The sequence below is a fragment of the Bradyrhizobium sp. CB1015 genome (assembly GCF_025200925.1).
Taxonomy (GTDB): domain Bacteria; phylum Pseudomonadota; class Alphaproteobacteria; order Rhizobiales; family Xanthobacteraceae; genus Bradyrhizobium.
Map to the genome: position 1 here is coordinate 890,126 of NZ_CP104174.1, position 26,139 is coordinate 916,264.

At 65.0% G+C, this 26,139-nt stretch carries 23 protein-coding genes; 9 read left to right on the plus strand and 14 right to left on the minus strand.

Annotated elements, in window-relative coordinates; translation table 11 throughout:
- Positions 1-144: 144 nt before the first annotated feature.
- The 3 genes from N2604_RS04010 (at position 145) to N2604_RS04020 (ending at position 3,982) form a co-directional block, all read left to right on the plus strand.
- Positions 145-1,503, plus strand: a complete 1,359-nt coding sequence (locus N2604_RS04010; RefSeq protein WP_260373909.1) for a caspase family protein — start codon at positions 145-147, stop codon at positions 1,501-1,503.
- Positions 1,500-2,270 carry a M15 family metallopeptidase gene (locus tag N2604_RS04015; protein ID WP_260373910.1) on the plus strand — a complete coding sequence of 257 codons (771 nt, stop codon included), beginning with the start codon at positions 1,500-1,502 and terminating at the stop codon, positions 2,268-2,270. The genes N2604_RS04010 and N2604_RS04015 overlap by 4 nt, the downstream gene beginning before the upstream one ends.
- Positions 2,271-2,356: 86 nt before the next feature.
- Positions 2,357-3,982, plus strand: a complete 1,626-nt coding sequence (locus N2604_RS04020; protein WP_260373911.1) for a glycosyltransferase family 39 protein — start codon at positions 2,357-2,359, stop codon at positions 3,980-3,982.
- Between the two features lie 118 nt (positions 3,983-4,100).
- Here N2604_RS04020 and N2604_RS04025 read toward each other — a convergent pair whose 3' ends face one another.
- From N2604_RS04025 to N2604_RS04045, 5 genes are all read right to left on the minus strand, one after another.
- A complete protein-coding gene (locus tag N2604_RS04025) occupies positions 4,101-4,418 on the minus strand; it encodes an HPr family phosphocarrier protein (RefSeq protein WP_260373912.1) in 318 nt (105 codons plus the stop codon).
- On the minus strand, positions 4,415-4,816 hold the full coding sequence (locus N2604_RS04030) for a PTS sugar transporter subunit IIA (protein WP_007597752.1): 402 nt from the start codon (positions 4,814-4,816) through the stop codon (positions 4,415-4,417). Before N2604_RS04030 ends, N2604_RS04025 begins: the two co-directional genes overlap by 4 nt.
- Before the next feature lie 133 nt (positions 4,817-4,949).
- On the minus strand, positions 4,950-5,474 hold the full coding sequence (locus N2604_RS04035) for an HPr kinase/phosphorylase (RefSeq protein ID WP_260373913.1): 525 nt from the start codon (positions 5,472-5,474) through the stop codon (positions 4,950-4,952).
- On the minus strand, positions 5,471-7,267 hold the full coding sequence (locus tag N2604_RS04040) for a sensor histidine kinase (protein WP_260373914.1): 1,797 nt from the start codon (positions 7,265-7,267) through the stop codon (positions 5,471-5,473). The genes N2604_RS04035 and N2604_RS04040 overlap by 4 nt, the downstream gene beginning before the upstream one ends.
- 113 nt (positions 7,268-7,380) lie before the next feature.
- Positions 7,381-8,082: a response regulator transcription factor gene (locus tag N2604_RS04045; protein ID WP_008542552.1), complete on the minus strand. Its 702-nt coding sequence runs from the start codon at positions 8,080-8,082 to the stop codon at positions 7,381-7,383.
- Positions 8,083-8,324: 242 nt separating this feature from the next.
- Between N2604_RS04045 and N2604_RS04050 the strand changes: the two genes are divergently transcribed.
- From N2604_RS04050 to N2604_RS04060, 3 genes are all read left to right on the plus strand, one after another.
- Positions 8,325-9,074: a HugZ family protein gene (locus N2604_RS04050; RefSeq protein ID WP_260373915.1), complete on the plus strand. Its 750-nt coding sequence runs from the start codon at positions 8,325-8,327 to the stop codon at positions 9,072-9,074.
- Between the two features lie 64 nt (positions 9,075-9,138).
- Positions 9,139-11,733 carry a CHAT domain-containing tetratricopeptide repeat protein gene (locus N2604_RS04055; RefSeq protein ID WP_260373916.1) on the plus strand — a complete coding sequence of 865 codons (2,595 nt, stop codon included), beginning with the start codon at positions 9,139-9,141 and terminating at the stop codon, positions 11,731-11,733.
- Positions 11,734-12,019: 286 nt separating this feature from the next.
- Complete coding sequence (locus tag N2604_RS04060) at positions 12,020-13,636, plus strand: phosphoenolpyruvate carboxykinase (RefSeq protein ID WP_260373917.1); 1,617 nt, start codon at positions 12,020-12,022, stop codon at positions 13,634-13,636.
- A gap of 259 nt (positions 13,637-13,895) precedes the next feature.
- Here N2604_RS04060 and N2604_RS04065 read toward each other — a convergent pair whose 3' ends face one another.
- Together N2604_RS04065 and N2604_RS04070 are read right to left on the minus strand one after the other, a co-directional pair.
- Positions 13,896-14,708: an acyl-CoA thioesterase II gene (locus N2604_RS04065; RefSeq protein WP_260373918.1), complete on the minus strand. Its 813-nt coding sequence runs from the start codon at positions 14,706-14,708 to the stop codon at positions 13,896-13,898.
- Between the two features lie 94 nt (positions 14,709-14,802).
- Entirely contained in the window at positions 14,803-17,319 is a 2,517-nt protein-coding gene (locus tag N2604_RS04070; RefSeq protein ID WP_260373919.1) for a glycogen/starch/alpha-glucan phosphorylase, read from the minus strand.
- 203 nt (positions 17,320-17,522) lie between these two features.
- Between N2604_RS04070 and N2604_RS04075 the strand changes: the two genes are divergently transcribed.
- Positions 17,523-17,756, plus strand: coding sequence for a hypothetical protein (locus tag N2604_RS04075; RefSeq protein ID WP_260373920.1), 234 nt, complete (start codon positions 17,523-17,525; stop codon positions 17,754-17,756).
- 23 nt (positions 17,757-17,779) lie between these two features.
- Here N2604_RS04075 and N2604_RS04080 read toward each other — a convergent pair whose 3' ends face one another.
- A complete protein-coding gene (locus N2604_RS04080; RefSeq protein WP_260373921.1) occupies positions 17,780-18,643 on the minus strand; it encodes a LysR family transcriptional regulator in 864 nt (287 codons plus the stop codon).
- A gap of 112 nt (positions 18,644-18,755) precedes the next feature.
- Between N2604_RS04080 and N2604_RS04085 the strand changes: the two genes are divergently transcribed.
- Entirely contained in the window at positions 18,756-19,664 is a 909-nt protein-coding gene (locus N2604_RS04085) for a DMT family transporter (protein ID WP_260373922.1), read from the plus strand.
- An 86-nt stretch (positions 19,665-19,750) separates the two neighbouring features.
- Here the strand turns inward: N2604_RS04085 and N2604_RS04090 are convergent, their stop codons facing one another.
- The 6 genes from N2604_RS04090 to N2604_RS04115 form a co-directional block, all read right to left on the minus strand.
- The gene (locus tag N2604_RS04090; protein WP_260373923.1) at positions 19,751-20,521 is read right to left on the minus strand and encodes a TIGR02186 family protein; all 771 of its coding nucleotides are present in this window, start codon (positions 20,519-20,521) and stop codon (positions 19,751-19,753) included.
- Positions 20,518-21,435 carry a sulfite exporter TauE/SafE family protein gene (locus N2604_RS04095; protein ID WP_260373924.1) on the minus strand — a complete coding sequence of 306 codons (918 nt, stop codon included), beginning with the start codon at positions 21,433-21,435 and terminating at the stop codon, positions 20,518-20,520. The genes N2604_RS04090 and N2604_RS04095 overlap by 4 nt, the downstream gene beginning before the upstream one ends.
- A gap of 189 nt (positions 21,436-21,624) precedes the next feature.
- The gene (locus N2604_RS04100) at positions 21,625-22,560 is read right to left on the minus strand and encodes a transporter substrate-binding domain-containing protein (protein ID WP_260373925.1); all 936 of its coding nucleotides are present in this window, start codon (positions 22,558-22,560) and stop codon (positions 21,625-21,627) included.
- 217 nt (positions 22,561-22,777) lie between these two features.
- Positions 22,778-23,368 (minus strand): SCO family protein, encoded by a 591-nt coding sequence (locus tag N2604_RS04105; protein ID WP_260373926.1) that lies wholly within the window; start codon positions 23,366-23,368, stop codon positions 22,778-22,780.
- A 24-nt stretch (positions 23,369-23,392) separates the two neighbouring features.
- Positions 23,393-23,518 (minus strand): hypothetical protein, encoded by a 126-nt coding sequence (locus N2604_RS39505; RefSeq protein ID WP_260373927.1) that lies wholly within the window; start codon positions 23,516-23,518, stop codon positions 23,393-23,395.
- 173 nt (positions 23,519-23,691) lie between these two features.
- Positions 23,692-24,213 carry a hypothetical protein gene (locus N2604_RS04115; protein WP_260373928.1) on the minus strand — a complete coding sequence of 174 codons (522 nt, stop codon included), beginning with the start codon at positions 24,211-24,213 and terminating at the stop codon, positions 23,692-23,694.
- A gap of 265 nt (positions 24,214-24,478) precedes the next feature.
- Here N2604_RS04115 and N2604_RS04120 point away from each other — a divergent pair, with 265 nt between their 5' ends.
- Positions 24,479-26,137 (plus strand): FAD-binding dehydrogenase, encoded by a 1,659-nt coding sequence (locus N2604_RS04120; protein ID WP_260373929.1) that lies wholly within the window; start codon positions 24,479-24,481, stop codon positions 26,135-26,137.
- Positions 26,138-26,139 lie beyond the last annotated feature (2 nt).

The window sequence follows — 26,139 nt, forward strand, 5'->3', positions numbered from 1 at the left end:
GTCCGGGATGGGGCAGCCAGTCCGCTCAGTCGGTCCGGGCGGGGCGACATCGATTCGTCATGCCGCCGCAATCTCGGCCTCCCCGCCGTCGATTTCAGGGGCCGGCTCTGCTAGCTTTCCGGCTTTCTGTCACGGAAATAGGCAATGCGTTGGAAGCGTCTTTTCGCCCTGTTATTTGCGGTGTGTTTTTCCGTCCCGGCCGCAGCTGAAAGGCGCGTCGCCCTCGTCATCGGCAATTCCGCCTACCAGAGCGTGTCTCGGCTGGAAAATCCCCGGAATGACGCGCTGCTGGTGGCCGAGACGTTGCAGAAGCTCGGCTTCACGCTGGTCGGCGGCGGCGCCCAGGTCGAGCTGGACAAGGCGAGCTTCGACGCGGCGGTCCAGCGTTTCGGCAACCAGCTGATCGGCGCGGACGTCGCCCTGTTCTATTACGCCGGCCACGGCATCCAGGTCCGCGGCACCAATTACCTCGTGCCGATCAACGCGAATCCGACGCGCGAGACCGACGTCGATTTCCAGATGGTCGATGCCGCTTTGGTGCTGCGGCAGATGGACGGTGCAGGAACCAAGCTGAACATCGTCATTCTCGATGCGTGCAGGAACAACCCGTTTGGCGGACGGGGCTTGCGCGCCTCCGATGGCGGCCTGGCGCAGATCCGGGCGCCGGAGGGAACGCTGCTCTCCTATGCCACGCAGCCCGGCAACGTCGCGCTCGACGGGTCCGACGGACATAGTCCCTACACGCGGGCACTGGTCGAGACGATGCAGCGCCCCGGTCTGGACGTGCTCCAGACGTTCAATCAGGTGGGACTCGCCGTCAAGCGCGCGACCGGCAGCAACCAGCAGCCCTGGGTCTCCAGCTCGCCGATCGATGGATCGTTCTACTTTGCAGGCGCGCCGGCAGGGCAGGCCGCGACAGTCAACGTGCCGGCACCGGTCACGACGCCTCCCGCGAACCTGCCGCCATCCACAGCTCCGGTTACGAGAACCCAATCGGATTTCCTGTTTCCGGATTCGGATAGCCGACTGCTTGCCGATGGTGATCTGAAGACGCTGAGCAAAGACGATCTGCGCCTTGCGCGCAACGAGATCTTCGCGCGGCGGGGGCGCTACTTCAACTCGCCCGATCTGACCGCGAGGTTCAGCAAGTTCGCCTGGTACGCGCCCCACACCTGGGACCCCCAGTTGAACGCCGTCGAGAAGGCGAACGTCGCCTTGATCGATCGCTATGAAGCCGGCGGGCCGGCGCAAAGCGGCTTCATCTTTCCCGATTCGGATCGGCGGCTGCTGACGGTCGCAGACCTGCGCGGGCTTTCCAACGACGATCTCCGTATCGCGCGGAACGAGATATTCGCGCGGCGCGGACGTTATTTCGAGGCGGCAGATCTCAAGGCGCGTTTCGAACGTTTCCCGTGGTATTCGCCGAGAACATGGAATCCGAAGCTCAATCCGATCGAGGAGGCGAACGTCGCGCTGCTCGATCAGGCTGGCAAGCGTCGATGACGATTGCGTCGCGGGCGGCACGAGTTATCGTCGTTCTTGTCGCCGTGTCCGTCCCGGCGGGCGCCCAGACCAGGACCGAGCTTCTTGACCGGCTGGTGCGTGCCTATCCCGATTTCCTCTCAGGCCACGACGGCAAGCAGATCTTGTGGCGCGATGGCACCGCGATGCCGGTGGACGATGGCATCGACGACAAATCGTTTGATCAGCGGCTGCGCGATGCCTCGATCCTCGACCAGCTCCGCTTGCCCTATCCCGTCGGCGCCTCCGCGCCGCCCGCGGTGAACGCCGATCCCGGACGATTCCGGAACGAAGCGTTCTTCAAGAAGATGTATGGCGACTGCCGCAATGGAGCGGTACAGCGCAATCTCGTGACCATCACCTGGCTGCCGCGGTCATGGGGGAAGGCGGTCCAGGTGACGCGGATCAATGGTGTGGCCGACCGGCTCAAGGAGGTGTCCGCGGAGATCGACAAGCTCGATCCGGCGGTGAGGGCCGCGGCCTTTCCGATCGCCGGTGTGCTGTCGTGCCGGCCTGTCGCGGATACCGGCAAGATGAGCATGCATGGCTATGCCGTCGCGATCGACCTGAACCTGAAATATTCCGACTATTGGCTTTGGGCGGGCCGCGGAAAATCCATCCCCTACAAGAACAGGATGCCGCAGGAGATCGTCGACATCTTCGAGCGCCACGGCTTCATCTGGGGCGGGAAATGGTATCACTACGACACGATGCATTTTGAATATCGCCCGGAACTGCTGGCCCGGTGATCCCGCATCGTGTCTGTGCGCCAAGCGATCATTCATTCACGCCAAGCTGATTTCACTCAGGCACAAAACGCGCTACGCAAGCGCCCATGTCCATGACTTCGATCTCCTCCTCCCGACCGCGCGCAAGAGTCCGCCCGAGCTTTGACCGCTTCCGGGCCTTCCTGGTTGCCTGCGCGGTCCGCCCCGAGACGCGCCTGTGGCTGGTGATCCAGCTTGCCATCCTGCATGCGGTGCTGTGGACCTTCATCCTGATCAATCTGAAGGCGGCGCAGGACGTTCACATGGACGTCGCAGAAGCCTGGGGCTGGGGCCAGAAATTCCTCTGGGGCTATGGCAAGCACCCGCCGCTGTCGGGCTGGGTGGCCGGCCTCTGGTTCAAGGCGTTCCCGGCGGCGGACTGGGCGACCTATGCGCTGGCGATGGCAACGGTGAGCGTCGGCATGGTGCTCTGCTGGCTGATCGCCTTGCGCGTGGTGGATGCGCGCCGCGCGTTCCTGGTCGTGGTGATGATCGCGCTCTATCCGATCTTCAATTTCAAGGGCTTCAAGTACAACCCGGACCTGCTGCAGCTCGTCACGCTGCCGCTCCTGGTGCTCGCTTATCTCAACGCCTTCGAGAAGCGGAGCTGGCAATCCGGAATCCTGCTTGGCCTTGCCGGCGCGTTGGCGCTGATGACCAAATATTGGGTGCTGACCATGATCGGCGCCATCGGGCTCGCCGCGCTGATCCATCCCGAGCGTTTGCGCTTCCTGTCGTCGCCCGCGCCGTGGGTCGCCATCGCCACGATGGTCGCGGCGATGATCCCGCACATCGTCTGGCTGGCGGATGCGCATTTCGTGCCGCTGACCTATGCCGGCGACACCTACAGCCTGCAGGACAAGAGCCAGGTGCATCAGCTCGTCGCGGGCTACTTCCTGCATAACTTCGCGCTGCTCGCCTTGCCGGTGGCGCTCGCGGCGCTCGCTATGGCGCTGGTGCCGCCTTGGGTTAAATTGCTGCTGCGGGCGCCCTTGCGCATCGTCACGCGCGCCTGGGCGCGCGGCGCCAATGCAGGCGTCAACGTCTCGCAGGCGCTGAACGTCTGGATCATCCAGCTCATCGTCGCCTTCGGCCCGCCGCTCGGCGCGCTGGTGTTCAGCATCTACATGAAGACCGATTGGGGCATCTCGCTGTTCTTCCTGGTCCCGCTCGCGCTGGTCGCGATCCCGACGTTGCGCGTGCAGAGCGCCGCGCTGTTCAACATCGCAGCGATCTGGCTCGTGCTCAGCGCCGCGACGCTTGCGGCCTCGCCCCTCATCGCCGCGCGCGAGATGGCGGCCAATGCCGGCAACACCGCGACCTATGGCGCGCGCTCGGAGCTGGCGCGCAAGCTGACTCAGGAATGGCACATGCGCTTTGCCTCGCGCTGGGCGGTCGTTGCCGGCACCATGGAGTCGATCCAGCCGATGGTGTTCTACAGCCCGGATCACCCCGCAGCGTTCACGCCGAACGAGCCGTGGAGCTCGGGTCTGACGTCGCTCGACGACGTCAAGCGATACGGCTTCATCGGCGTGTTCGATCCGGCCAACGAACGCCTGCCGGCGTTCGAGAAATGGGTGTCGGAGGTTGCGCCGAACGCCGAGCGCATGGTGATGAGCACGCGCCGCTTCACAAACGGCAAGGCCGGCCCATCGATGAGCTGGAACGTCTACATCGCGCCGCCGGGGAAGTGAGGTGGATTGTCGTTCCGGGGCACGCGAAGCGTGAACCCGGAACCTCGGGATTCTCAGGTGCGCAATTGCGCGCCATAGTTCGATGCTGCGCATCGCCCCGGAATGACGGAGGGGTCTGCTAAACCCCTTCCTCGTTGAACTTGCTCTCGACGAGCTCGGTGATTGCCGCGAGCGCGGCTTCGGCGTCGGTCCCTGCCGCCGCCACCGTGATCGTCGTGCCGGGACCCGCGGCGAGCATCATCAGGCCCATGATCGAGGTGCCGCCGACGGTCTCGCCGCCGCGCGTCACCCACACCTGCGCGTCGAAGCGCTCGACCGCCTGGACGAATTTCGCCGAGGCGCGCGCATGCAGGCCGCGCTTGTTGATGATCAGGAGATCCTTGGAGATCGCGCCCGCGGGCACGCCGGTCGCGGCTTGTGGCGCCTCGTCGCTCATTTGCCGGCGAGTACGCGGCTGGCGATGGTGACGTATTTGCGGCCGGCTTCCTGCGCCATCGCGATCGCGTCGGGCAGCGGTCGCTCTTCGCGCACCTTGGCGAGCTTCACCAGCATGGGCAGGTTGATGCCCGCGAGCACTTCGACCTTGGGCCGGCTCATGCAGGATATTGCGAGGTTCGACGGCGTGCCGCCGAACATGTCGGTGAGGATCGCAACGCCGTCGCCGGAATCGACGCGGTTGACCGCCTCGATGATGTCGCTTCGGCAGAGATCGGAATCATCTTCGGCGCCGATCGTGATCGCTTCGATTTGCTTTTGTGGACCCATGACATGCTCAAGCGCCGCCTTGAATTCGTCGGCAAGGCGCCCGTGGGTCACAAGTACTAGACCAATCATCGGAAAACTCCTCGCGGGCGCTTTTGGTGCACCGCACGAACGCGCCACTTTGACCATCCAGAGCCCCCGCGCAAGAGGGGATGTTGCGTATCTCCCTGAATCTATACGGATGGATGAGGGGAGCTGCGCCGGTCTATTCGGTCGCGATAGTGGGGTTCATATGGTTACCATTTCCCTTCAAACAATCGCCAGAAGGGTTAACGGAAGATGAACTCTTGGTAGTGGTCAAGGCCGCAACAACCAGAGGAAGGGGCGAATAGTCGCGGGCAACAGGGATTCGCGGTATTTCGACACCAAGAATGCGGGTTTTCAGGGCTTCGGCCGGCGGCAGCCGCTCCGCATCCGCCGCCGCCAGATCGACCACGAGACCGACGGTCGCATGCTCCACGAAGTCGCAGCGGCGGATTCCGAGGCCCCTGATTTCGATCAGGCCCGCCAGGCGAGGCGCGGGGCGGACCTCAATTTCATGGCCGAGTGTCGCCAGATGGACACGGTCATCACCGACCAGAACGGCCCTTTCCACAACGCCCGAGCGTCCGGCCATGATCAGATCAAAGGCAAGCCGCGACTTGCCGGATCCCGAGGGCCCGCGGATCAGCACGGCGAGAGTCCCGACCTTGACGGCAGAGGCGTGAACGCTGGGCCCGCCGTCACTCATAGGGCCGGCAGCCTCACAACGAAGCGCGCACCGGCAATTGTCGGAGCGCCGTCGGCGTCCGGCGGGCCGGGACGGTTCTCCGCCCAGATCCGTCCGCCATGAGCGTCGACGATCTGCTTCGAGATCGACAGGCCGAGACCGGAATTCTGGCCAAAGCCTTGATGCGGGCGGTCGGTGTAGAAGCGCTCGAAGATGCGCTCCAGCGCGTCCTCGCGAATGCCGGGGCCGTCATCGTCGACCACGATCTCGATCTCGGAGCGCACGCGCCGGCAGGTGAGGCGCACCTTGCTGCCGCGTTCGGAGAAGGATTGCGCGTTCGAGAGCAGGTTGGAGACGACCTGTCCGAGCCGGGAATCGTGGCCGCTCGCGGCGAAGGTGTCGGTCGGGCTGCGGCCCTCGAAGCGCGTCTCGACCGCGACGTCGTGGCCGAGCTTGGTTTCGTTGGCGACGGACGCCAGCGTCGTCAGCAGGCGGCGCAAATCGACCGGGATCGCATCCTGGCGCTGCAGCTCGGCATCGAGGCGGCTGGCGTCCGAGATGTCGGAGATCAGCCGGTCGAGCCGCTTGACGTCGTGCTCGATCACCTCGAGCAGGCGCGCGCGGCTGTTCTCGTTGCGCGCCAGCGGCAGCGTCTCGACCGCCGAGCGCAGCGAGGTCAGCGGGTTCTTCAATTCATGGGCAACGTCGGCGGCGAACATCTCGATCGCCTCGATGCGGCTGTAGAGCGCGCTCGTCATGTCGCGCAGCGCGCCGGACAGGTGGCCGATCTCGTCGCGGCGGCGGGTGAAATCGGGGATCTCGATGCGGGCCTTGATGCGGCGGCGGACGCGCTCGGCGCTGTCGGCGAGCCGGCGCACGGGACCTGCGATCGTGCTCGCCAGCAGCAGCGACAGCATGATCATGACGGCGGCGGCGACGCCGCCGACCTTCAGGATGGCGAGGCGCTCGGCGGTGACCATCTGGTCGATGTCGTCGCCTTGCGTCGACAGCATCAAGGCGCCATGGATCGCGCGCGAGCGCAGCACGGGGACCGCGACCGAGACGATCACCTCGCCGCGCGCATTGACCCGCACCATCGAGCGTTTCTGGCCCTGGAGGGCGTCGCCCACTTCGGCATAGCCATTGCCGTTCTCGGGCCCGAGCTCGCGATAGAGCGGCAGGTCGCCGCGGTTCAGCCAGGTGCGCACGGCGACCTTGCCGCGCTCGATGATGCCGGGTTGCTCGGCCGGCGGCGGCAGGGGAAAGCGCAGCACGTTTTCGAGGTTGCGGCTGTCGAGCAGCAGGCTGCCGTTCGGATCGTAGATGCGGGCGCGCGTCTTGGTCGGCGAGATCAGGGTGCGCAGCACCGGCGCGACGCGCTCCGGATTGATCGGGAAGTCCAGCGGCGAATACTCGTCCGAGCCGCCATAGGTCTCGCCCGGCTTGAGGTCGAGCAGCCGGTCGGGATCGATGGTGATGGCGTTGGTCTGCACCGTGGCAGAGGCCGCGATCGCGCCGGCGATGATCTCGGCCTGGACCAGGAGGCTCTGGGCGCGGGCGTCGATCAGGCCGGCACGGAATTGCGACAGGTACAGGATGCTCGCCACCAGCGCGACGAGGCCGGCGAGGTTGAGCGAGACGATGCGGCGGGTCAGGCTCGAGAAGGACAGCGCGAAGAAGAACTGCCCGGCGCGTTTCAGCCAGTTCAGCGGCCGGAAGCCCTGCGGCTTGTCGTCGGCAACGTGCTCCTGAACGCCGTCGGATGCGAGATCCCCGGCGCTCTGGTTAGGGTCAGGCTGCGTTCGGTCAAGCAATGCTTACGCCCGCGTTAGGACGGCCCGTGCGAAGGTCCCCGCATCCTAGAGCGATCCTCGTCCCGATGGAACGAGAACCGGGAGATGCTCTCGATCGCCTTGGCGGGTGAGCCTCAGGCTTCCTTGAAACGGTAGCCGACGCCGTAGAGCGTCTCGATCATCTCGAACTCGTTGTCGACCACCTTGAACTTCTTGCGCAGCCGCTTGATGTGGCTGTCGATTGTGCGGTCGTCGACATAGACCTGGTCGTCATAGGCGGCGTCCATCAGCGCGTTGCGGCTCTTCACCACGCCGGGCCGGGTCGCGAGCGCCTGCAGGATCAGGAATTCGGTGACGGTGAGCGTCACCGGCTCGTTCTTCCAGGTGCAGGTATGGCGTTCCGGATCCATGCGCAAAAGGCCGCGGTCGAGCGCCTTGGCGTCGTTCTCCTTTGGCGCGACGGTCGGGTCCTTCGGCGCCGAGCGGCGCAGCACCGCCTTGACGCGCTCGACCAGCAGACGCTGCGAGAACGGTTTGCGGATGAAGTCGTCGGCGCCCATCTTGAGGCCGAACAACTCGTCGATCTCCTCGTCCTTGGAGGTGAGGAAGATCACCGGCAGGTCGGACTTCTGCCTGAGACGGCGCAGCGTCTCCATGCCGTCCATGCGCGGCATCTTGATGTCGAGGATGGCGAGATCGGGCTGGGTGGTACGGAAACCGTCGAGCGCGGAGGCGCCGTCGGTGTAGGTCATGATACGGTAGCCTTCGGCTTCCAGCGCGATCGAGACGGATGTGAGAATGTTGCGGTCGTCGTCGACCAAAGCGATTGTGGGCATGAGCCTCTCTGCTTTCTGCTTTCCGTTTGGGTCGTGGCTTGAAACGGCGAGCGATCCAGTGATGCGCCGCATACATGGGTGCCGAAGTGGCGTTCGAACCTTGTCACCGAGCAATGCAAGCTGGGCTGAAGTGTGACCAAGTTCCACGAAACACGGCAGATTCGCCGCATCTCGACCCATAACCGGACCCCCGTTTAGCCGAAAAAAGACCCCCCTTGCAACCACCTGAGCTGAGAAAGCCCATGCAACCGACCCCCGATTTCGACCCCGCAAAGCTCGCCAAATCGCTGCTGAGGCGGTCCCGGCAGGGGGCCTTGGCGACGCTGATGACCGGCAGCGGCGATCCCTATTGTTCCCTGGTCAATCTCGCCAGTCATCCCGATGGCTCGCCGCTCCTGCTGATCTCGCGCCTTGCCGTGCACACCAGGAACATCCTCGCGGACTGCAGGGTCTCACTGATGCTGGACGAGCGCGTGGCCGGCGATCCCCTGGAAGGCGCCCGGATCATGCTGTCGGGCCGGGCCGAGGAGGCCGATTCCGACAAGGATCTGCTCCAGCGACGGTATCTTAGTGCCCATCCCTCAGCGGAAGGCTTTGTTTCCTTTAAGGATTTCTCCTTCTTCCGGATCCGGCCCACGGGAACCCATCTGGTCGCCGGCTTCGGCCGCATCGTCGACCTCAAGCCCGAGCAATTCCTGACCGACCTCACCGGCGCCGAGGACCTGCTGGCGGCGGAGGCGAGCGCCGTCGAGCACATGAACGCCGACCATCGCGATGCCCTGAATCTCTATGCAACGAAGCTGCTCGGCGCCGCCGAGGGCGACTGGCGCTGTACCGGCTGTGACCCTGAAGGCCTCGACCTGCAGGACGGCCAGGTCGCGCTGCGGCTGGACTTCCCGGAGCGGGTCACGGATGGCACGGGCTTGCGCAAGATGCTGGTCCGCCTCGCTGGCGAAGCGCGCACAAGGATGGACCAGGGCGCAACCGCTTGAACGCCGCTACCGATCGCCGCGACCCATGACCGTGACGGTTTTCGGGTTCGCAGCGAGAGGGGTCATGACGCGTCAACGTTTGGCATGGACGGCGGGTCTGGCGCTCGCCATCACCACCTTGCTTGTGACCCCGGCCCTCTCGCAGAAGGGCGATCTCGCCGCACAGGGGGCGCGGATCAACGCGCTCAACCAGGCCGGCAAATATGCGGAAGCGCTGCCCCTGGCGCAGGCCATGGTCGCGAGCCTGGAAAAGGGCAATGACGGGCGCGAGCTCTCCGCGGCCCTCAACAATCTCGGCCAGGTCTATGCCGGGCAGGGCCGCGACGATCTGGCCGAGCCGGTCTACAAGCGCGCGATCGCGCTGATGGAAAAGTCGCTCGGCCTCGACACCGCCTTGATCTCGCCCGAGCTGACCAATCTCGCCGCGCTGTATCAGCGGCAGGGCCGCTTCACTGAAGCCGAGCCGCTGTTCAAGCGCGCGCTCGCCGTCAGCGAAAAGAGCATGTCGCGCGAGCATCCCGATGTCGGCCGGGCCCTCAACAATCTCGCCACGCTCTATGTGAAGCAGGAGCGCTTTGCCGATGCCGAGCCGCTGTTCCGGCGTGCGCTCGCGATCTATCAGAAAGCTGCCGGGCCCGAGCATCCCGCGGTTGCCACGGTCCTGAACAACATCGGACAGGTCGAGCGCGACCTCGATCGCGACGCCGATGCCGAAGCGCCGATCAAGCGCTCGCTCGCAATCCGCGAAAAGGTGCTGGGGCCGGACCACCCCGACGTCGCGCGCTCGCTCAACAATCTCGCCGGGCTCTATCAGCACCAGCAGCGTCATGCCGATGCCGAGCCGCTGTATCGCCGCGCGCTGGCGATCCGCGAGCATGCGCTGGGGCCCGATCACCCTGATGTCGCGACCTCGACGAGCAATCTCGCCGATTTCCTGCAGGCGACCGGGCGGACGGCGGACGCCTTGCCGTTCGCGCAGAAGACGCTCGCGGCCAACCGTGCGCAGCTCCGTGTCGTGCTGCCGATCCTGTTCGCGGCACGGCAGCAATCGCTGCTCGCGAGCGAGAAGGCGCTCGACGATGCGCTCGGTGCGATCCAGCGCGGCACGCAATCCTCTGCGGCCTCCGCCGTGAACAAGCTCGCGGTGCGGCTCGCCGCCGGCAGCGACCGGCTCGCCGAGCTCGTGCGCAAGGATCAGGATCTCGCGGCCGAGTCCGAAGCGCTCGACAAGGCGATCATCGCTGCGGTGTCGAAGCCATCGGGCCAGCGTGACGTCGCGGCCGAGCAGCGCAGCCGCGCGCGGATCGCGGCGATCGCGAGCGCGCGCAACGGATTGCAGAAGACGCTCGCGGTCGAGTTTCCCGACTATTCCTCGCTCTCCAACCCGCTGCCGCTGACCGTGAGGGACATCCAGCCGCTGCTGGCCTCCGACGAGGCGATGGTGATCTATTCCGTCGTCGACAGGCGGAGCTATGTCGTCGCGATCACGCGCGAGCGCGTCGACTGGAAGGAGATTCCGCTCGAAGCGGACGCGGTCACACAGAAGGTCACGGCCTTCCGCAGGGGGCTCGATGTCGGCAAGGCGCGCGATGCCTCCGGCAAATCGGGATTGTTCGACCTCGGGCTCGCCAATGAGCTCTATATCGCGCTGCTCGGCCCGGTCGAGGCGCTGACCAAGGACAAGCGCAATTTGCTGGTGGTGCCGTCGGCGGCGCTGACCGCATTGCCGTTTCATCTGCTGGTCACGGAGAAGCCGCCGGCTGCGATCCCGGATAAGCTCGAAGGCTATCGCAGTGCTGCCTGGCTGCTGCGGCGTCAAGCCGTCTCGGTGATGCCGTCGGTGATCAGCCTAAAATCGCTGCGCGCTTTTGCCCGCACGGATCAAAGCATCAAGCCGATGACCGGTTTCGGCGATCCCGTGTTCAACCCTGCGGCCGAAGGACCTGCCGACCGGCGCGCCGCGAGCGGCAAGGTCGTCGCACGCAGCATCGCGACGATCGCATATGCCGACTTCTGGCGCGGCGCAGGCGTGGATCGTGCGCGGCTAGCACAGGCACTGCCGCAACTGCCCGATACGGCCGATGAATTGAACGCGGTGGCGAGGGACGTCGGCGCGGCTGAGGCCGATATCCATCTCGGCCGCGACGCCAGCGAAACGACGCTCAAGCGTGCAGCGCTTGCCCAATACGGCATCATCTACTTTGCCACCCACGGCCTCGTTGCCGGCGACGTCAAGGGATTGGGGGAGCCGTCGCTTGCGCTCTCCATCCCCGACCAGCCGACGGAGCTCGACGATGGTCTTCTCACCGCGAGCGAAGTGGCCCAGCTCAAGCTCAATGCCGATTGGGTTGTGCTGTCCGCCTGCAACACCATCGCCGGCGACAAGCCCGGTGCCGAAGCGTTGTCGGGATTGGCGCGTTCGTTCTTCTACGCAGGCGCCCGCGCGCTCTTGGTATCGCATTGGGCCGTGGATTCGGAGGCTGCAACCCGCTTGACCACATCGACGTTCGAGCTGCTCAAGAACGAACCGAAGCTCGGTCGTGCCGAAGCTTTACGCCGCGCGATGATAACCTATCTCGACGACGCCTCGTCGCCACGCAACGCTTATCCCGCGATGTGGGGGCCGTTCGCGCTGATCGGCGAGGGTGAGGTAAGATAGGGCATTGGCGCAGCGATTGTGCGTCGCAATAACCTGACATAACGCGCAAACGTGCATTTGGTTGCGCGATCATCCGCACTTTTCTCGATGCGGCCATTCAGAGCTGACATGCGCGACGTTTGGCGCGGTCCTTGAATAAACCAAATCCTGCGGGATCAGCTTGGCAACGCCAGCGTTCATCAGTATTAGGTCGTTCAGCCGAGGCCGAACAGCCCATATTCACGGTGATCGCGACGGCGCCAAACTTGGCCGCGCTTGATGTCGCGGGTTCTAGGAGGATTTTTTCGTGCAAGAGACGGGCGTGCGCAACGGTGCCTTCGGCGCCGACAAATTCGGCTTAAAGAATCTCAAGCAGGTTCACTGGAACCTGGGTGCGCCACAACTCTATCAATACTCGCTCGCCGCGGGCGAGGCGGTGCTGTCCGCCGATGGCGCGCTTTGCGCCGACACCGGCGAGTTCACCGGGCGCAGCCCGAAGGACAAGTTCACGGTGCGCGACGCCACCACCGACAAGAAGATGTGGTGGGCCGGCAACCAGTCGATCACCGCAGAGCAGTTCGAGACGCTCTATCAGGACTTCCTCAAGCACGCCGAAGGCAAGCGCCTGTTCGCGCAGGACCTCTATGGCGGCGCCGACCCGGCCTACCGGATCAAGACGCGCGTGTTCACCGAGCTTGCCTGGCACTCGCTCTTCATCCGCACGCTGCTGATCCGCCCCGAGACGATCGAGTTGTCGACCTTCGTGCCGGAGCTCACCATCATCGACATGCCGAGCTTCCGCGCCGATCCTAAACGCCACGGCGTGCGCTCGGAGAACGTCGTCGCGATCGATTTCGCCCGCAAGATCGTCCTGATCGGCGGGTCTTATTATGCCGGCGAGATGAAGAAGTCGGTCTTCACGACGCTGAACTATTATCTGCCCGAGCGCGGCGTGATGCCGATGCACTGCTCGGCCAATGTCGGCGCCAAGGGCGACACCGCGATCTTCTTCGGCCTGTCGGGCACCGGCAAGACCACGCTGTCGGCCGATCCCAACCGCACCCTGATCGGCGACGACGAGCACGGCTGGGGCCCGAACGGCGTCTTCAATTTCGAGGGCGGCTGCTATGCCAAGTGCATCAAGCTCTCGAAGGAGGCCGAGCCCGAGATCTTTGCCGCGTCGACGCGCTTCGGTGCGGTGCTCGAGAACTGCGTGCTCGACGAGGATACGCGCGTGGTCGATTTCGACGACGGCTCCAAGACCGAGAACACGCGTTCGGCCTATCCGCTCGACTTCATCCCGAACGCCTCGCGCACCGGCCGCGCGCCGCAGCCGAAGAACGTCGTGATGCTGGCTGCCGACGCCTTCGGCGTGCTGCCGCCGATCGCCAAGCTCTCACCGGCGCAGGCGATGTATCATTTCCTGTCCGGCTACACCGCCAAGGTCGCCGGCACCGAGCGCGGTCTCGGCAACGAGCCGCAGCCGGAATTCTCGACCTGCTTCGGCTCGCCCTTCCTGCCGCTCGATCCATCCGTCTACGGCAACATGCTGCGCGACCTCATCGCCCAGCACAATGTCGATTGCTGGCTGGTCAATACGGGGTGGACCGGCGGCAAGTATGGCGTCGGCTCGCGCATGCCGATCAAGGTGACCCGCGCGCTGCTCACCGCCGCGCTCGACGGCTCGCTTCGCAACGTCGAATTCCGCACCGACAAGTATTTCGGCTTCGCGGTCCCGACCGCGCTGCCGGGCGTGCCCAGCGAGATCCTCAACCCGGTCAATACCTGGAAGGACAAGGACGAGTTCGACAAGACCGCGCGCGCGCTGGTCGGCATGTTCCAGAAGAACTTCGCCAAGTTCGAAGCTCAGGTCGACGCCGAAGTGCGCGCCGCAGCGCCGGATGTGAAACTCGCGGCGGAGTAAAGCTCTCTCGTATGAAATGCAAAAGGGCGGCCGAGAGGCCGCCCTTTTTTCTTTCCTTCTCCCTTGTGGGAGAAGGTGGCATAGGCGGCCTTCGGCCGCCGTCCTTAACAGAACGCCGAAGCGAAGCTTCGGCTATGGCGCCGGATGAGGGGTTCTCTCCGCAAAGTCAGCGAGAGATGTGCCTGCGGAGAGAACCCCTCACCCGTCTCGTCGCTTCGCGACGAGCCACCCTCTCCCACAAGGGGAGAGGGTAAGAAAGCTAGGCCTTGAAATACGCAATCTGCGTCGTGGTCGCGAGCAGCCTTCCGTTCGGAGACCACAGCTCGGCGTTCTGATCGGCGTAGCTCTTGTGCATGATCTTCGAATCGGCCGTCGCGAGCACGCGCGTGATGTCTTCAGCCGCGAGCTCCTCGGCGTCGGTGTGGAAATACGTCGTCAGCGACACCGTGCCGAACGGCACCAGCTCGCGCCGGGCGTGGAAAATGCGGCCGAAGAAGGCGTCCGACATCGACATCAGCGACAGCATGTCGAGCTGGCGCGGCGTGCGGTCGCTGATCCAGATCTTCGAATAGGTGCTGGCGGGCTCGGCCTGCGGCGGGCCCATCCGCATCTCGCCCTCGACGAAGCGGAATTCGTACTGATTGGCCCACGATGCCGAGATCTTCGGGAATGGCAGCGTCTCCTCGAACGGCTTCGCATCCGGATATTGCGCCACCCTGTGCTCCCAGGACGGCCTGCGCTCGGCGAACACTGCGGTGGCGAGCGTCGCGACCTCGCCGCCCTGGCTGAGCTCGACGCCCCAGTGCTGGCTGGAGCGGTTGGCTTTGACCAGCCGCACGTCGAGATCGAACGGGCCCTTGGCGATCGGCGCGCAATAATTGACGGTGACGGCAAGCGGATCGCCGGCCGCTTGCGGATGCTCGATCAGCGCACGCAGGATCGTCGCGGCGGTGGCGCCGCCGAACGGGCCGACAAAGGCCCAGTAATCGTCGCTGGTGTGTCCCTGCCAGCTCGAGTCACCGGCGGTGATGCGCGTGGCGTCGTCGAAGGGATGCGGAAGCTTGGCGTGCATTGTTTCATCCGGCTTTCAATGACGGACGTCATATCACGTCCGGCGCCGGTGTGTGCAATTACCTCAGACGTAGCCGCTTCCACGCCGCGGAAAATCAGCCCGCGGCGTCGCGCAGGTTCGGCAGCAGCGGCGTGGTCGGATTGACCGGCACGTTCCAGATCTCCTCGGCATATTCGCGGATGGTCCGGTCCGACGAGAACCAGGCCATGCGCGCGACATTGAGGATGGAGGCGCGCGTCCAGGCCGGCGTGACCTGCCAGCGCGCATCGACCGCGCGCTGCGCCTCGTAATAGGAATCGAAATCGGCGCTGACCATGTAATGGTCGAGATAGCGCAGCGCATGCGCGATGGATTCGAAGCGGCCGGGATCGCCGGGCGAGAACTCGCCGGCGCCGATCGCGTTGATGGCGCGCTGCAGCTTCGGCGACCTGCGGATCACGTCCGAGGCATCCAGCCCCTGCTTGCGCCGGATCATGACGTCGCCGGCCTCCATGCCGAAGATCGCGATGTTCTCCGCGCCGACATGGTCTCGGATCTCGATATTGGCGCCGTCCAGCGTGCCGATGGTGATGGCGCCGTTCAGCGCCAGCTTCATGTTGCCGGTACCGGAGGCTTCCATGCCGGCGGTGGAGATCTGCTCGGACAGATCGGCGGCGGGAATGATCACCTCGGCGAGGCTGACATTGTAGTCGGGCAGGAACACGACCTTGAGCTTGCCGCCGATCGCGGGATCGTTGTTGACGATGTCGGCGACGTCGTTGATCAGCTTGACGATCAGCTTGGCGTAGCGATAGCTCGCCGCCGCCTTGCCGGCGAAGATCTTCACCCGCGGCACCCAATTGCCGTTGGGCTCGTCCTTGATCGCCTGGTACAGCGCGACCGTCTCGATGACGTTGAGCAGCTGGCGCTTGTACTCGTGGATGCGCTTGATCTGCACGTCGAACAATGCGCCCGGGTCGACCCTGATGCCGAGCCGTTCGCCGATCAGGCGGGCGAGCTGGGCCTTGTTGTGGTGCTTGACGCTGCGGAATTTCTTCTGGAACTCGACGTCGCTGGCGCGCGCCTCGATCAGCGAGAGCTGGGTCGGATCGTCGAGCACGGCCTCGCCGCAGGTCTCGCGCAATAAATCGGTCAGCTTCGGGTTCGCCAGCATCAGCCAGCGGCGGAAGGTGATGCCGTTGGTCTTGTTGGTGATGCGGCCGGGATAGAGATGGTTGAGGTCGTGGAACACGGTCTCGCGCATCAGGTCCGAATGCATCGCCGAGACGCCGTTGATGCGATGCGAGCCGACGAAGGCGAGCTGGCCCATGCGCACGCGGCGGCCGCTCTTCTCGTCGATCAGCGAGACCGAGGCGCGGAAGTCGATATCGCCGGGGCAGCGCGCTTCGGCGAGCGCCAGATGCTGCACGTTGATGCGGTAGATGATCTCCAGATGCCGCGGCAGCAGCCGCTCGAACAGCTCGACCGGCCAGGTCTCCAACGCCTCCGGCAGCAGCGTGTGGTTGGTGTAGGAGAGGGTGGCGACGGTGATCTTCCAGGCCTCGTCCCAGCGGAAATTGTGGAGGTCGACGAGGATGCGCATCAGCTCGGTGACGGCAAGGCTCGGATGGGTGTCGTTGAGCTGCACCGCGACCTTGCCGGCGAGACTACGCAGCTGGCCGTCGGAGGCGAGGTGCCGCTTCACCAGGTCCTGGAGCGAGGCGGAGACGAAGAAATATTCCTGGCGCAGCCGCAGCTCGCGGCCTGCCGGACTCTCGTCGTTCGGATAGAGGAATTTGCAGATCGCCTCCGCGCGCGCCTGCTCGGCGCTGGCGCTGACGTAATCGCCCTTGTTGAAGGCGTCGAGCTTGAGCGGATCGGGCGAGCGCGCCGACCACAGCCGCAGCGCGTTGACGTGCTGGCCGCGCCAGCCGACGATCGGCGTGTCATAGGCGATCGCCTGCACGATCTCGGCAGGATGCCAGATCGCGCGGTCGCGGCCCTTGTCGTCGACATGCTCGACGCCGCCGCCGAAAAAGACGTCGTAGATCACCTCGGGCCGCTGCAATTCCCAGGGGTTGCCGAAGCTCAGCCATTCATCGGGATATTCCTGCTGCCAGCCCTGATTGATGATCTGGCGGAACAGGCCGTAATCGTAGCGGATGCCGTAGCCGATCGCGGGGATCGATAGCGTCGCCATGCTCTCCATGAAGCAGGCGGCAAGCCGGCCGAGGCCGCCATTGCCGAGCGCCGCATCCGGCTCGCATTTGCGCAGCTCCGGCAGCGAGACGCCGAGATCGCCGAGCGCGACCTCGAAGATCTGCAGGAGGCCCATGTTGTTGAGCGCGTCGGTGAAGAGCCGGCCGATCAAGAATTCGAGCGAGAGATAATAGACGCGCTTGCGGCCCGCGTCGTAGCTGTGCTTCTCGGCCGTGAGCCAGCGATGCACGATGCGGTCACGCAGCGCGAGCGCCGCGGCCTGATACCAATCGTGCCTGGTCGCCATGCCGGCGTCCTTGCCGATGGCAAGGCGCAGCTTCGCCAGGATTGCGCCCTTGATCTCGGCCAGCGCGAGTTCGTCGATGGGCTGCCCGGGGGCCGGAAAACTGGGCTGGAACGATGAATCCTGCAAAGCCGTCACTTCCTAGGTCGAAAGAACTCTCACTCTACGCGTCCTGCCCTTGCACCGGAACTGTCGCCCGCGTGGCCGTGCACTGCGCTGGCGAAAAATTATGCAAGGAACGGGCCGAGTTGGGAACCCGGAGGAGCACGGAGAAAGCCGGATTCGGTGCTAGATTACGAAAGATTCAGCCATCAGTGTGGAGGAGACGACCCGTGAGACTGCTGATCGAAATCGCCACCGCGGCCTTGCTCGTCGTCTGCATCAGCGCCACCAGCGCGGCGTTTGCCGGCGGCAAGACCGGTCGCAGCGCCGACGGCCTCAGCTGCGGCTTCACGGTGCCGCAGAATGCGTCGTCCGCAGTCCGCTGCGCTGCGATCAAGCGCCAATGCGGCGGCAAGTTCTACGCAAGCGCGTGCGGTGACAAATTGATGTCCGCAGCAAATTGAGAGCCGTCGGAGCTTTGGCGAGCTCAAGCCGCCTTGCTCTGCACCGCATCGCAAAACTCCGCGAGACGGTCCGCAAGCCGCAGCGTCGCCGGGCTCGCATCCGGCGAAGCCATCAGTGCAACCTCGGTCTTGTTGATCGGCGCAAAGCCGTCCTTTGCAGTCAGCACGCGGTGATCGGACTGGATCGCCATCTCCGACAGGATGCTGAGGCCCATGCCGGCGGCGACCGCGGCCTGGATGCCGGCGAGGCTCGATGAGGTGTAGGCGGTGTGCCAGGCGCGGCCCGCGCTTTCCAGCGCGTGGATGGCGCCGGCGCGATAGATGCAGCCGAGCGGAAAGCCGATCAGCGGCACCGAGGGGACGTCGACATCGACCGGATGGCTCTTGCTGGTGACCCAGTGCACCCGCTCCGGCCATACTGCGATCGCGTCCTTTGCCCCGGCCTCGCGCTTGTAGAGCGCAAGGTCGAGCTCGCCGCGCTCGAGATCGCGCGCGAGATGCTTGCTCTGGTCGGCGCGCACGTCGAGCCGCAACCCCGGATGCGAGCGCGAGAACGCGCCCAGCAATTTTGCCAAGCGGTAGGCTGCAAAGTCCTCGGGGATGCCGAGCCGGATCGCGCCTTTGCTATCAGGCTGGCGCAACACGTCGCGCGCCTCCTCGGCGAGCGACAGCAGCCGCCGCGCATAGGAGAGCAGCCGCTCGCCGGCCTCGGTCGGCCGCACCTCCTTGCCGTCGCGGTGCAGGAGCACCTGACCGACATCCTCCTCCAGCCGCTTGATCTGCTGGCTCACGGTCGATTGCGTGCGGTGGACCCGCTCGCCGGCGCGGGTGAAGCCGCCGGCCTCGACCACCGAGACGAAGCTGCGCAGCAGCTCGAGATCGAGCATGGCCGCCTCCATTCGAAAATCCACTTGTATCGAGTTAATCATTTAATTTCCAAATGACAAGCGGCATCCCTAGATCGAGGGCCCAGAAGAAAAAACATCCGAGAAGGCCCTCATGTCCCTCGCCCCCTCGCTGCCCGTCCCTCGCAGCCGCTTCAACACGCTGCCGCTCGCCATCGGCGTGTTCTGCCTGCTCTGGAGCTATGCCTTCATCGCCGGCAAGATCGGCGTCACCCATTGCCCGCCGCTGATCCTGCTGGCGGCGCGCTTCTCGCTCGCGGGCATCCTGATCCTGGGTGCCACGTTGATCCGCGGCGAAGCCTGGTCCTTGTCGTGGCGCGATGTCGCGATCTTCGCCGTGCTCGGCATCGCCAACAACGCGCTCTATCTCGGGCTCGGCTATACCGGCCTGCAATCCGTCTCGGCCGGTCTCGGCGGCCTGATTGTGTCGGCCAATCCGGTGTTCACCGCGGGCCTTGCCGCGCTTCTGCTCGGGGAAGGCATGACCTGGCGCAAGGCGACCGGCCTGTTGCTCGGGATCATCGGTGTGACGGCAATCGTCTGGCATCGCCTCTCGGTCGGCACCGATTCGCTGCACGGCATCGTCTTCACGCTGGCCTCGCTCGCCTCGATCGTCGCCGGCACGATCCTGTTCAAGCTGCTGGCGCCGAAGGGGTCCCTGTGGATCGGCAACGGCGTGCAGAACCTCGCCGCCGGCATCGTGCTGACGCCGATCGCGCTCGTTTTCGCCGATGTCGACGCGATCGACTATACGCCGGGCCTGATCGGCGCCTTCGCCTTCCTCGTACTCGGCGGCTCGATCCTCGCTTCTTGGCTCTGGTTTCATCTCTTGAAGGTGTGTGGTGCCACCGCCGCCAGCGCCTATCATTTCCTGATGCCGCCGCTCGGCATGCTGTTCGCGTTCCTCGTGCTCGGCGAGCACATCGAGGCGCGCGACCTGCTCGGCATCATTCCGGTCGCGCTCGGCATCTATCTGGTGACGCGGCAGAAGGCGGCGGCGTGAGCAGGGCGGCTTCGTCGGATAGCTCGCCTCGCCCGGTCGAGCCGGGCGATGACGAGAGGAGAGAGTGACGCCCTGGAGTGCGCTACTCAGTCCTTCCTGAACACGATCGAGGCCATCCACCCCGTCATCAGTGCCATCGCAACCGTGGCGAGGCCATAGATCAGGCCGTTCTGCCGGGCGGTGGTCGCGACGAACTGCTCGAAGCCGACCTTGACGATCTCGAACGCCGTCTCGGTCTTGCCGATGAATGCACCGTTGGCGAACAGCTTGATCTCGATCTCATAGGTGCCGATCGGCACCTCCGCGGGCAGCGGAATGCCGGTGCGGAACAGCGTCGGCGTCAGGAACGTCACCGCGCTTCCATCCTCGCGATAGAGCCCGCGCTGGGTGCGCAGGCGAATGAAGGCCGAGCGGAACGCATCGTTCGGCACTACGTCGGCAAAGTCGCCGCTGACCCGCTGGGTCAGCAGCACGTTGTTGAGCCCGATCTGCTGCCGCCGCGCGATCTCGGGCGAGGTGATGGCGTCGAACGGGCGGTTGGCGAACAGCGCGAGATAGCTCGGCACCTGCAGGAACTGCCGGTAGTCGGTGTTGATCCAGATGCCGAAGGTACGCTCCTTCCGCCGCGTCACCATGTCGGCGCGCGGACCCATCACGGTGACGACGAGATCGTAGGCCGTGCGGTCGGCGGACGTCGTCGCATCCTTCTCGACCGAGCCGAACAGCACCAGCTCCTCGCCGGAATAGTTCGGCGTCACCGTGACGCGGTGGTTCGAGACCGACACGATCAGCCGCTCGGCCCGCGCGGCGCCGCCGAACAACAGAACGAGGACGATGGCGAGGAACGTGCGCCTCATCCGCTCACTCCGAGCTCACGGATGGTGAAGAGATCGGAGGGCTGGATCACCAGCTCAATGGCGAAGCGGACGCCGACCGAGAGGATGAGCAACCCCAACAGCAGCCGCAGCTGCTCGCCGCGGATCTTCTGGCCGGCACGGGCGCCGAACTGCGCGCCGGTGACGCCGCCGACCATCAGGATCAGCGCCAGCACGGCATCGACCAGGTGATTGGTCACCGCGTGCAGCATGGTCGCGAACAGCATGGTGACCAGCGTCAACACCATCGAGGTCCCGATCACCGTCGAGGTCGGCACCCTCAAGAGATAGATCATGATCGGCACCAGGATGAAGCCGCCGCCGATTCCCATGATGGCGCCGATGAAACCGATCATGATGCCGACGATCACCACGGGGATGACAGAGAGATAGATCTTCGAGCGCTTGAACCGCATCTTCAGCGGCAGGCCGTGGATCCAGTTGTGGGTGCGGCGCGGCGGAAGCGCGCCGCGCCGGGTCCGCATCAAGGCGCGCAATCCTTCCGAGAACATCAGGCTGCCGACCGTGGTGAGCAGCACGACGTAGGAGAGCGCGATCATCAGGTCGAGCTGGCCGAGCGCGCGCAGCTGGGTGAAGGTCCAGACGCCGAGCGTCGTGCCGGTCACGCCGCCGCATAACAAGACGCTCGCCAGCGCCGGATCGATCGCGCGCCGCCGCCAATAGGAGAGCGCGCCGGAAAAGGAGGAGGCGGCGATGTGGCTCGCCACGGAGGCGACCGCGACCGCCGGCGTGATGCCGATGAAGATCAAAAGCGGCGTCATCAGGAAGCCGCCGCCGATGCCGAACATGCCGGAGACGAAGCCGACCGCCGCGCCCATGGCGAGCACCAGGAAGACGTTGACCGGAAGATCGGCGATCGGGAGGTAAAGCTGCATTGAACCACGCACCGGCGAGACGGATCGACGAACGCGGAATGCTCGCGAAAGGACGGAACGATTGCCGCGTCCCTCAATAGCGGAATTCGCCGGCGGGCGGGACCGGGAATTTCGGGCGTGGTGAACGGGCGTGCGCGTGATGATATCCACGTCCCCCTCTCCATGCCGCAGGCGGGGAGAGGCGAAAGATCAGAACGGACTCACCGAGAAATACCGCAGCCAGAGATCGGTATAGCGGCCTTTTTCCCAGATCCGGAACATCGCCCAGTTCAGGGCCTGGCGCAGCACGTCATTGCCCTTGCGCACGGCGATGCCGATGCCCTCGCCGAAGAAACGGCTCTCGACGAAGGGACCGCCGGAGAAGGCGCAGCAATCGGCCGAATCCGTGCCGTTGATCCAGAACGCCAGCGAGATGGCGTCGCCGAAAATGAAGTCGACCTCGCCCTTGCGCAGAGCTGCGCGCATCGCATCGTCACTGGGATAGGCACGCAGCTCGGCGTCGGTGAACATCGCCTTCAGATACGCCTCGTGCGCGGAGCCGGCGATGACGCCGACCTTCTTGCCTTCGAGATATTCGGGACGGATCTCCGGCATCACCGCATCCTTGCGCGAGACGAAGCGCGCCGGCACACGGTAATAGGGATCGGTGAAGTCGACGCGGGCGCGCAGCTGCGGGCTCACCGCCATGGAGGCGATGATGGCATCGCCCCGGTTGGAGGTGAGCGCATCCACCAACGTCTCGAAACGCCGCATCTGCACCGTGCAAGTGACCTTGATCTCCTCGCAGAGCGCGCGGGCAAGGTCGACGTTGAAGCCGGCCGGATTGCCGTCGGCGCCGGTGAAGTTGAACGGCGGATAATCGGTCTCGGTCAGGAAACGGATCACGGTCAGGCGCGACAGGTCCGGTCGCTCCGGCCGCCGGCGCGGGTCCCAGAACCCGGGCACGGCCTGCGGGGCGGCCTGGGGCACGGTTTGCGGGGGGGCCTGAGGTGCTGCCGGCGGTCGCTTGGCGGGCGCTTGCGCGTTCGCCTCGGTGAGGCCGCCGAGCAGGCAAAGGCCGGCAGCCAGCCCTGCCAGCAAGCCACGGACAGATTTGAACGATTTCGCCTGTTGCGATGGAGCCATCGGCCGAAGGAATGAATTTCGTCGGGATCAGAGGGCCTTATAGACCATCCGCCCAGGAACGCGAGCGTGGAATGGGGGGCAAGGCGAAGGTCTCTCGCTCGTCATGCCCGGGCCTGTCCCGGGCATCCACGAACTTTCGCGCCTGGCCCGAGAACGTGGATGGCCGGGTCAAGCCCGGCCATGACGATGTGGAAGCACTGCGCCCAAAATCGGGCCTTCAAAGATACTTCTTCAAGTCAACCGCCGCCTCTTCCGGCGTCCGCTTCAAATTGAACGGCGAGACGAACCTGCCGTCGCGGTCCATCAGGTAGATCAGCGCGGTGTGGTCCATGGTGTAATCGCCATCCTTGGTCGGGACCTTCTTGGCATAGACCCGGTAGGAGGTGATGACCTTGGCGGTCTCGGCGGGGTCGCCGGACAGGCCCTGGAGGTGCGGATCGAAGCTCGACAGGTAATCCTTCATCGTCGCCGGCGTGTCGCGCTCGGGATCGACCGAGATGAAGACGGCGTTGACCTTGTCGGCGTCCTTGCCCAGTGCGCGCAGCACTTCCGAGATCTCGAACAGCGAGGTCGGGCAGACGTCGGGGCAATGGGTGTAGCCGAAGAAGATCAGGGTCGGCTTGCCCTTGAGGCTCTTGTCGGTAACGGCCTTGCCGTTCTGGTCGGTCAGCTGGAACGGGCCGCCGATCGCGGCCGGCTGTGCCACCTTGCTGACCCCGCCCATGATCCAGAACATGATCAGCAGCCCGACAACGAGGCTTGCGGCGAAGGCGGTCGCGATCACCAGCGGGCGGGTGGCGGAGCTCATGGGCGGAAAACTTCCTGTCGCAGGTCAGAAGCAGGCGGCAAAGCCGGTCCTGATCATTTCGAAGAACACCTGGCTGCCATAGTGGAACCAGAGTGCCAGCGCGCCGATTACGGCGAGACCGCCGATTGCCGCGCCAGTCCACAGCAGCACGGATGGCATCCGCCCGGCAGTGGGCGAATTGTCCGATAGCCGATGTGCCGGGTGCAGCGGTTGAGCCATGACAACGATCGGGACGAAGGCCCCGGTTCCCTGGCTTTCAGATAGGGTTTACGCCGACTGCGGGCAAGACGGCGCCGCCACAGGACGCCGTCAGGCTGCGGATGTCAGCGAAGAAGCTGGCCCCGAGCGGATTCGAGCTGCTCCGCTTGCGGAAGCGACCGGCGCGACGGCTTGGCCGTCGAAGCCTGCGCGTCCAGGTAGCAGGGCTTGTACATGGCCTCGAGCTGCTTGCCCCTCAGGAAGAGCATCCGCGGGGTCAGGCCGCCCCGCTGGCCGATCCAGCGCCTCACCTGCGAGGGATACATCGCATAGAGCATCTGGGTTGCTTCGGGATTGGTGACGGCGCGGCCGTTGGCACCGAAATCCCAGGCGGCGTGGAAGCCCAGCGTCGCATGCGAGGTCACGCAGATGCGGTCGTGCGGGATGGCACCGAGAACGATGGTGCAGGCCGAGGCACAGAGGCCGTCGATGATGACCGTCTCGCCCGATTGCCTGAGGTCCTGGTATCTGTCGACGTAGGTTCCAATCCGGCCGCCGCGGTCATCCGCGATCCGAACCACCGCGTGAGAAGCCCCCATGCCCACGATCAAGAGAACCGCCGCAAGCAACCCCGTCAGAAACTTCATTGTCCCCCGCCCCAGTCGAATTCGAATCTGCGTGTCCGGTGGTGATGCACGGCTAGCGTCTGTCGTAACCAAGGTTTTGTCTAGGCAGGCCTGCTGGCTCAAAACAAATTCAAATCCAGTGTTGCGTCCGCGCTGCACCCGGCCGGTCTCTATCCCAAAGTGGAACAAGTTAATGAGGTCTTACGCGCCATCCCCTTGATCTCAGTTGCAACCGCTGGCTTCAATCCGGGCAATTACAGGGAGGAACTCATGGAGGGGGAAGCGCATGGCTGAAGAAACGGACGTCGTCGTCGTCGGCGCGGGACTGTCGGGCCTCGTTGCCGCCACCGAGATCGCCGATGCGGGCAAGCGCGTGATGGTTGTCGATCAGGAAGGCGAGCAGTCGCTCGGCGGCCAGGCGTTCTGGTCGTTCGGCGGCTTGTTCCTGGTCGATTCGCCGGAGCAGCGCCGGCTCGGCATCAAGGATTCCTACGAGCTCGCCATGCAGGACTGGCTCGGCACCGCCGGCTTCGACCGCGACGAGGATTTCTGGCCGCGCCAATGGGCTGAAGCCTATGTGGCCTTCGCGGCCGGCGAGAAGCGGGACTGGCTGCGCGCGATGGGCCATCGCTTCTTTCCCGTGGTCGGCTGGGCCGAGCGCGGCGGCTATGACGCGATGGGACACGGCAATTCGGTGCCGCGCTTCCACGTCACCTGGGGCACCGGCCCGGGCATCGTCGAGCCGTTCGAGCGCCGCGCGCGCGAGGCGATGAAGACTGGCCGATTGACCTTCAGGTTCCGCCATCGCGTCGATGCACTCTCCATCACCAATGGCACGGTGAACGGCGTCAGCGGCGTCGTTCTTGCGCCTGATCATGCAGAGCGCGGCAAGAGCTCCTCGCGCAACGTGGTCGGCGACTTCGCTCTGAAGGCGCAGGCCGTGATCGTCGCCTCCGGCGGCATCGGCGGCAACCACGAGCTGGTGCGGCAGAACTGGCCGAAGCGGCTCGGTGATCCCCCGAAATTCATGATCTCCGGCGTGCCCGAGCATGTCGACGGTCGCATGATCGGCATCACGGAAAGGGCCGGCGCGCGGCTGATCAACCGCGACCGCATGTGGCATTACGTCGAGGGCATCCAGAACTGGAACCCGATCTGGCCCCGCCACGGCATCCGCATCCTGCCAGGTCCCTCCTCGATGTGGTTCGACGCAACAGGCACGCGGCTGCCGGCGCCGCTGTTCCCGGGCTCCGACACGCTCGGCCAGCTCAAATACATCATGTCGACCGGCTACGATTATTCCTGGTTCATCCTGACCCAGAGCATCATCAAGAAGGAGTTTGCGCTGTCGGGCTCGGAGCAGAACCCCGATCTGACCGGCAAGAGCTGGCGCATGACACTTCGCCGCGCCACCAACAAGGGGGCGCCGGCGCCGGTGGAGGCGTTCAAGAGCCACGGTGTCGACTTCATTGTCCGCGACAAGCTCGGTGAGCTCGTTGCGGCCATGAACAAGCTCGCCGGCAGCGATCTTCTCAAGCTCGAGCACATCAAGATGCAGATCGAGGCGCGCGACCGCGAGATCGCCAATCCCTATGTCAAGGATGTGCAGGTCATGAACATCCACAATGCGCGCCGCTATATCGGCGACAAGTTGATCCGCACCGCTTCCCCGCACCGCATCCTCGATCCCGCGCATGGGCCGCTGATCGCCGTGAAGCTCAACATCCTCACCCGCAAGACGCTGGGCGGCTTCGAGACCGATCTCGACTCCCGCGTGTTCGGGGAAGAGGGCCGCGTCATTCCCGGCCTCTACGCCGTCGGCGAAGCCGCCGGCTTCGGTGGCGGCGGCGTGCATGGCTATCGATCGCTGGAGGGGACTTTCCTGGGCGGCTGCCTGTTCTCGGGCCGCAATGCCGGCCGTGCCGCCGCCAAGGCCGTGGGCTAGAT

What these genes read in the sequence shown, in the direction of transcription:
- N2604_RS04010 (WP_260373909.1), top strand. Translation starts at nt 145, where the DNA reads ATGCGTTGGAAGCGTCTTTTCGCCCTGTTATTTGCGGTGTGTTTTTCC.
- N2604_RS04015 (WP_260373910.1), top strand. Translation starts at nt 1,500, where the DNA reads ATGACGATTGCGTCGCGGGCGGCACGAGTTATCGTCGTTCTTGTCGCC.
- N2604_RS04020 (WP_260373911.1), top strand. Translation starts at nt 2,357, where the DNA reads ATGTCCATGACTTCGATCTCCTCCTCCCGACCGCGCGCAAGAGTCCGC.
- N2604_RS04025 (WP_260373912.1), bottom strand. Translation starts at nt 4,418, where the DNA reads ATGAGCGACGAGGCGCCACAAGCCGCGACCGGCGTGCCCGCGGGCGCG.
- N2604_RS04030 (WP_007597752.1), bottom strand. Translation starts at nt 4,816, where the DNA reads ATGATTGGTCTAGTACTTGTGACCCACGGGCGCCTTGCCGACGAATTC.
- N2604_RS04035 (WP_260373913.1), bottom strand. Translation starts at nt 5,474, where the DNA reads ATGAGTGACGGCGGGCCCAGCGTTCACGCCTCTGCCGTCAAGGTCGGG.
- N2604_RS04045 (WP_008542552.1), bottom strand. Translation starts at nt 8,082, where the DNA reads ATGCCCACAATCGCTTTGGTCGACGACGACCGCAACATTCTCACATCC.
- N2604_RS04050 (WP_260373915.1), top strand. Translation starts at nt 8,325, where the DNA reads ATGCAACCGACCCCCGATTTCGACCCCGCAAAGCTCGCCAAATCGCTG.
- N2604_RS04055 (WP_260373916.1), top strand. Translation starts at nt 9,139, where the DNA reads ATGACGCGTCAACGTTTGGCATGGACGGCGGGTCTGGCGCTCGCCATC.
- N2604_RS04065 (WP_260373918.1), bottom strand. Translation starts at nt 14,708, where the DNA reads ATGCACGCCAAGCTTCCGCATCCCTTCGACGACGCCACGCGCATCACC.
- N2604_RS04080 (WP_260373921.1), bottom strand. Translation starts at nt 18,643, where the DNA reads ATGCTCGATCTCGAGCTGCTGCGCAGCTTCGTCTCGGTGGTCGAGGCC.
- N2604_RS04085 (WP_260373922.1), top strand. Translation starts at nt 18,756, where the DNA reads ATGTCCCTCGCCCCCTCGCTGCCCGTCCCTCGCAGCCGCTTCAACACG.
- N2604_RS04090 (WP_260373923.1), bottom strand. Translation starts at nt 20,521, where the DNA reads ATGAGGCGCACGTTCCTCGCCATCGTCCTCGTTCTGTTGTTCGGCGGC.
- N2604_RS04095 (WP_260373924.1), bottom strand. Translation starts at nt 21,435, where the DNA reads ATGCAGCTTTACCTCCCGATCGCCGATCTTCCGGTCAACGTCTTCCTG.
- N2604_RS04100 (WP_260373925.1), bottom strand. Translation starts at nt 22,560, where the DNA reads ATGGCTCCATCGCAACAGGCGAAATCGTTCAAATCTGTCCGTGGCTTG.
- N2604_RS04105 (WP_260373926.1), bottom strand. Translation starts at nt 23,368, where the DNA reads ATGAGCTCCGCCACCCGCCCGCTGGTGATCGCGACCGCCTTCGCCGCA.
- N2604_RS04115 (WP_260373928.1), bottom strand. Translation starts at nt 24,213, where the DNA reads ATGAAGTTTCTGACGGGGTTGCTTGCGGCGGTTCTCTTGATCGTGGGC.
- N2604_RS04120 (WP_260373929.1), top strand. Translation starts at nt 24,479, where the DNA reads ATGGCTGAAGAAACGGACGTCGTCGTCGTCGGCGCGGGACTGTCGGGC.